Annotated in this window: 4 protein-coding genes; 3 read left to right on the top strand and 1 reads right to left on the bottom strand. The window is 36.8% G+C overall.

Going from position 1 to position 2,462, the window contains the following annotated elements; all coding sequences use genetic code 11:
- Nucleotides 1–394: hypothetical protein (locus tag JCM19033_RS24660; protein ID WP_198153626.1), on the top strand; the 394-nt coding region annotated here is incomplete at its 5' end.
- A 47-nt stretch (nucleotides 395–441) separates the two neighbouring features.
- On the opposite strand, the gene JCM19033_RS21520 is transcribed toward JCM19033_RS24660, so the two are convergent.
- Nucleotides 442–813 (bottom strand): hypothetical protein, encoded by a 372-nt coding sequence (locus tag JCM19033_RS21520; RefSeq protein ID WP_054637873.1) that lies wholly within the window; start codon nucleotides 811–813, stop codon nucleotides 442–444.
- A gap of 431 nt (nucleotides 814–1,244) precedes the next feature.
- On the opposite strand from JCM19033_RS21520, the gene JCM19033_RS21515 reads away from it, so the two are divergent.
- Both JCM19033_RS21515 and JCM19033_RS23955 read left to right on the top strand, forming a co-directional pair.
- Nucleotides 1,245–2,108: a collagenase gene (locus tag JCM19033_RS21515; RefSeq protein ID WP_054637872.1), complete on the top strand. Its 864-nt coding sequence runs from the start codon at nucleotides 1,245–1,247 to the stop codon at nucleotides 2,106–2,108.
- 172 nt (nucleotides 2,109–2,280) lie between these two features.
- Entirely contained in the window at nucleotides 2,281–2,433 is a 153-nt protein-coding gene (locus tag JCM19033_RS23955; protein ID WP_157050022.1) for a hypothetical protein, read from the top strand.
- Nucleotides 2,434–2,462: the final 29 nt, after the last annotated feature.

Below are 2,462 nucleotides of genomic sequence, written 5' to 3'. Positions count from 1 at the left end.
CGACAACGAAGAGTCCGAAGAAGAGTCCGAGGACACCGATGACAGTGAAGAGGAAGAAGAGTCTGAGAAGTCCGAAGAGGATGAGGATACGGGCGACAACGAAGAGTCCGAAGAAGAGTCCGAGGACACCGGCGATAACGAAGAGGAAGAAGAACAGTCTGAGGAATCCCGGCAGGAGAAAAACAAAGATAATAAGGAAGCAGAAAAAGGGAAAAAGAGCTCCAAGAAGTATAAAGGAAAAACAAAAAATGAAAAAGTAGAAGAGATTTTGGAAAATGGGGAGAAACCTAAAGGAAAGAAAGGCAGCAAGAAAAAATCCTCAACATCCTCCTCTAAAGACAAAGAAGATAAATCCAGGAAACCTAAAAAGAAAAACAAGCAAAGTGAAGAATAGAAAATCAATAAACAACCCAGTCAAATAGCTGGGTTGTTTTAATATGATTATGAGAATTGGGTGAGGAAAGCCTGAAGTCTTGATCTGTCGGCTTCTTCTCGAAGTGCCTCATGATGAGCTTCCTCAATAGACAAGGTTGCGTAGGCAGGAATAGGCTGGCTTCTTTCTGTTTTTTCAATGCTGGAAATAGAGTCAGCATGTTCTTCAGCCCATGATTGAAGCTGGCGGAGATTTTCCCATCGTTTTCCCTGGAACTCATCATCCTTAGGAAAATATACTAGTGGTTTGTTTATCCAATTCAGACGAATAGAAGAGGAATGATATAACCCGGTGACCGCTGAAAGCTCAATTTCATAGATGTTTCCTGAATGGAAAACTATGCGGTCTCCTTTGCAAAGAATCGGAATCGGTAGATTCATCAGATCTTTCCCCTTTCATGTAACGGTTTATACTGACGGTCAATTGTTCCGTCCTCTTTTGTTTTATCCTACCATGAGAAATACAGGGGAAAAAGGGCCATTCGACTTCTTTTGCACATGTAGTCAGAAAGAGGACATGATTTTATGTCATCTGATATAATTCTGTGCCTATATACAAAGAAAATGAAATTTCTTAATAAAGACAGCTCTTTACTCGTCTTATCGAAACTAAGTGCTTTCAGTAAACTAGAAAAGAAAGGCGGCTTTTAATAGGGAAGGCAGAAATGAGGGTATAAAGTATGAGAACTTACATAGCAAAAAAGGATCATTCTATAGAAAAAAGTTATTGATTCAAAACTGAGGGTATACATGCTACAAAAATAATAGTTGAAAGTTTACCTATCACTTAATTACTAACGAGGGAAAAGCCTATGAGAAAAGAAGTAAAGATAACAAGTATTATTCTCTCTGGAGCCATAATGGCAGGAGGTATTTTTTCGGTGCTTCCCATAGAGAATGAACAGTTTCAACGTGAATTTTTACAATCCTCAACTGCCGAAACTTTTGATCGTGAAAAAGAAAAGGAAATCAAGCAGGAGAGAGAAAAAGCAGTATATGGTCATGTTCATATTTATTATCCTGAAAAAGAGGAGGAAATCCTTTCTCTAACAAAGGATGCCTTTGAACAGGCGATGAGAAAAAATGAACAACTTCTAGGAAACTATACTAAAAGACAGGTAGATGCCGTAGTATTAGGTGCTCAAGAAGAACTCACAGAACTGGCTGGTGTAACAGATGCAGATGGGTACTACAAAGACGATGAAAAGTTCATAGGATTCCTGCTGCATGATAAAGAAGCCATCCTTGCAGGAGAAAAAATGATTGTATTTGAACTCCAATCTACTATTATGCATGAATACACTCATTATGCCTTCAGACAAAGAATCAAGGATGCAGGAATAGACCAAAGTGAAATTCCTATATGGTTTGAAGAAGGGGTAAGCGAATATGTGGGAAATGATAGTGAAGTTGAATCGAAAACGAAAATATTACCTTTTAGTCAGATCAAGGATAAAAAAACATGGGATGAAGCGAAAAAAATAGAAAATGGAGATATTTATGGGCAAAGCTTTCTTGCGATTGATTATCTTATCGAGAAATACGGTATAGAAATTATACAAGATATAATAAAGGAAACAAAAAAGGCCGAAAGCTTTAACAAAGGCTTTTATTCAGCTACGGGAATTGAGGTAGAAGAATTACACATTATTTTAATAGAGGAATATGCAAGCTAAGAACTAGCAGGTATTAAAACAAAGCGCTTATAGCATCTTTTCTATTAGAAATCAGTTTTATAGGGCGTACTTTTTTCTAGGAATCTTATATAATAGAATGTCATGAAATAATAAGTTTTTTGTATTCCATGACACTTTACTAATAATACGAATTGGAAAAGGAGGCATTTTTATGAAAAAACATAATTTTGTAATCATGCGGTACAGTTTATTAACTAAAGAAGGGGTAGAGTGGCAAATCGGAAGGCAGGAGTTCGATAACTATAAAGAGCAGCTCTTCAATGCAAGTCGTTTAGCCCAACATGAATTTCTGTTTGAAATGTAACTCTCCCATCATTGGTTAACCAAACAATA

This window comes from Thalassobacillus sp. C254 (assembly GCF_001310615.1).
Note: the sequence above shows the minus strand (reverse complement) of the source record. Positions and strands in the feature narration are given on the sequence as shown.